This window comes from Chamaesiphon sp. OTE_8_metabat_110 (assembly GCF_031382685.1).
Taxonomy (GTDB): Bacteria; Cyanobacteriota; Cyanobacteriia; order Cyanobacteriales; family Chamaesiphonaceae; genus Chamaesiphon.
Genome location: NZ_JANMZA010000151.1, coordinates 1 through 2685, shown reverse-complemented (window position 1 = coordinate 2685; position 2685 = coordinate 1). Strand labels below are relative to the sequence as shown.

At 43.5% G+C, this 2685-nt stretch carries 3 protein-coding genes; 1 reads left to right on the top strand and 2 read right to left on the bottom strand.

The annotated features are described in order from the left end of the window. Nucleotides 1–237 (top strand): hypothetical protein (locus RMO52_RS05595; RefSeq protein WP_310411695.1); only part of this gene is annotated, 237 nt, incomplete at its 5' end. Between the two features lie 139 nt (nt 238–376). Here the strand turns inward: RMO52_RS05595 and RMO52_RS05590 are convergent. Together RMO52_RS05590 and RMO52_RS05585 are read right to left on the bottom strand one after the other, a co-directional pair. After that, nucleotides 377–730, bottom strand: coding sequence for a Spx/MgsR family RNA polymerase-binding regulatory protein (locus RMO52_RS05590; protein WP_309742387.1), 354 nt, complete (start codon nt 728–730; stop codon nt 377–379). A 188-nt stretch (nt 731–918) separates the two neighbouring features. Further along, nucleotides 919–2376: an EAL domain-containing protein gene (locus tag RMO52_RS05585; RefSeq protein WP_310411693.1), complete on the bottom strand. Its 1458-nt coding sequence runs from the start codon at nt 2374–2376 to the stop codon at nt 919–921. Nucleotides 2377–2685 lie beyond the last annotated feature (309 nt).

Genomic DNA, 2685 nt, shown 5'->3' with positions numbered 1-2685 from the left:
GAAGTTGATAACTCCAAACGCAGTATCTCCAGCAACTATACTGTCGATCTCGCCTCCCCCGACGAAATCGCTGGCGCAACTCTCGGTAATGCCGTCTTCGATTTAAACCCCAATGAAATTAGCGAATTTCCGAATAAGATTAAAGCTGTCACATTGGCACAAGTCAACCAAGTTGCTAAGGAACTAATTCAACTCGATCGATTAGTTGTCATCACCGCAGGGCCACCAAAGAAGTGAAATTAGGCTTGAGGTTTTAGCGGATGCGCGCTCGTCGGGTTCCCCGACGGTTTAGCGCACCAAGCAGGCTTTAGAGAATGACACATTTTTAGTACAAAAGGTAGGAGCCGATAAATTGCCCCTACCTTTTTTAATTTAACTAATTAAGTTTTTCTTGAATTTTGGCGACATCTCGAAAACCGACAGCGATCGCGATGCCATCTTTAACAAAAATCGGTCGTTTGAGTAACATGACATCTTCACTAAAAGCTTTTATCCACTCGGTTTCATTCCAGGCATCTTTAGTTTCATCGAGCAATCGATAAGATTGTCCTGAAGTGTTTCGCATCGATCTTTCGCCCAAACTTTGTACCCAGCTAGTAATTTGTTCGTGACTGGGAGGTCGTTCTTTGGTATTGATGAATTCATAACTAATTTCCTGTGCATCTAACCATTGCAGGGCTTTTTTGCAAGTCCCGCAGGTCGGAATGCCATACACTTGAATTGACGTCATAGTTTGCAGAAATTAATTAATAGTTGCTTTTTTCTTAGTGTCAAATTAGCCAGCTAAGATAGTAGTAGATCGTGAATGTATGAGGAGGAGATCGACTAATCGATATTTGAATGATAGCAATAATTTGGCGATTGAGATAGATAGGATGCTGGTAAATACTGTAATTAGAAGTAACGCTCGGGCTGAAATTAATGCTGCCAATAACTTCCTGTAGCGATTGCTGTTTGTAGATCCACTGCTGGCAGGGGACGACTGAAGAGGAAACCTTGAACTGTATCGCAATCGATCGATCGCAAGAACTCTAATTGTTCGACGGTTTCTACCCCTTCAGCCACTACATTTAGATTCAACTGATGTCCTAAATCGACAATAGTTTTGACAATCCCGGCATCGACAGTATTTGCCCGTAGTTCTCGAATAAATGAGCGATCGATTTTGAGTCGATCTAGCGGTAAATACTTGAGTATAGCTAACGAAGAGTAACCCGTGCCAAAATCGTCCAAGGAGATCTTCACACCTATTTCTCGCAGCGATTTCAAAATTCCGATCGCCAGCTCCAAATCTTTAATCGCGATACTTTCAGTGATTTCGACTTCTAATGCGGCTGGCGAGAGTCCCGTCTCTGCTAAAATATTAGTAATAGTCGCGATTAATTTGCGGTTTTGAAGTTGTTTTACTGAAAAATTAACCGCGATCGAAAAACCTTCCCAGCCCATTTCTTCCCAGACTTTTTTCTGCTGACAAGCGGTTCTAATTACCCATTCACCCATGAGTAAGATCGAGCCATTTTCTTCCGCAAGTGGGATAAAGTCAGCAGGATTAATTAATAGTTTAGCCGATACATCTCGGCAGCGTAATAATGCTTCGATGCTAATAATTTTGCCAGTGTGGATATCTAATTGCGGTTGATAATGTAGCAGTAATTGCCGATCGTCAAACTGCTGGGGCGCGGGATTGGCAACTGCTGGATGTGCTAAAGCCGCACAGACATCATCGAGGAGATATTCTAATTGCCATCGGTTCTTGACTGGAGCGGTGTCTAAGGAGGCTAAAGGGGCTGGTTCGGTATAGATTTCATAATTATTGCGACCGCTCTTTTTGGCAAGACTCAGAGCCGCATCGGCATGTTTGAGTAAGGTGTCGCTATCTTGGAGGTGACTAGTGGCGATCGCAATCCCCATACTAGCTTTAACATAGAGAGAGTTAGATTCAAGCGTGCTAAAACTCCGATCGAATTTAAACGGTAGCTCGAAACAATAAAGGACGCGCTCGGCAATTGTGGTGACGGCAGTGACGTCGCTCAACCCAGCAATAAAAATTGCAAATTCGTCACCACTCCATCTGCCGATAATTGCTTGAGTGCCGAGGGTATATTTCAACCGTTTGGCGACCGATTGTAATAAAAGATCGCCACCATGATAGCCGATGCCGTGGTTAATAATTTTAAACCGATCTAAACCTAAAAAGATCGCCGCTAAAACTTCGCCATCGCGCATTTGGGCGAGTGCTAGATTCAATGATTGACTCAGGAGTAACCGGGAGGGTAAACCTGTCAAGACGTCATAATAAACGGAATTTTCGGACATCTGCGCGACTATTTGCTCGATTATCACCACATGCGTCTCCATCGCTAAACTTTGAGCCAAGCTGAATTTTGCTCGATTGGCATAACAGTGCCAGGATGCCAACTATCGTCTTTATATCTGCGCTCTAACTAATCTGAATATCTGCCTGCTATCGACAGCGAGCGCGCGAGAAATATTTGCAAGTAACTGCCAACTAATTTGTAATAAAGATGGTGACAAGCACAACATCATCATGGACGATACTGAATTTTTGGTCGGTGGTAATCGGTTATCGAGCAGGGGTAAATAGTGATAGTCTGGATCGAGCCAGCGATGCTACTAGCCTCTACTATCCCGATCGCCAGTTTAGATTTTATGGACGACAGTATT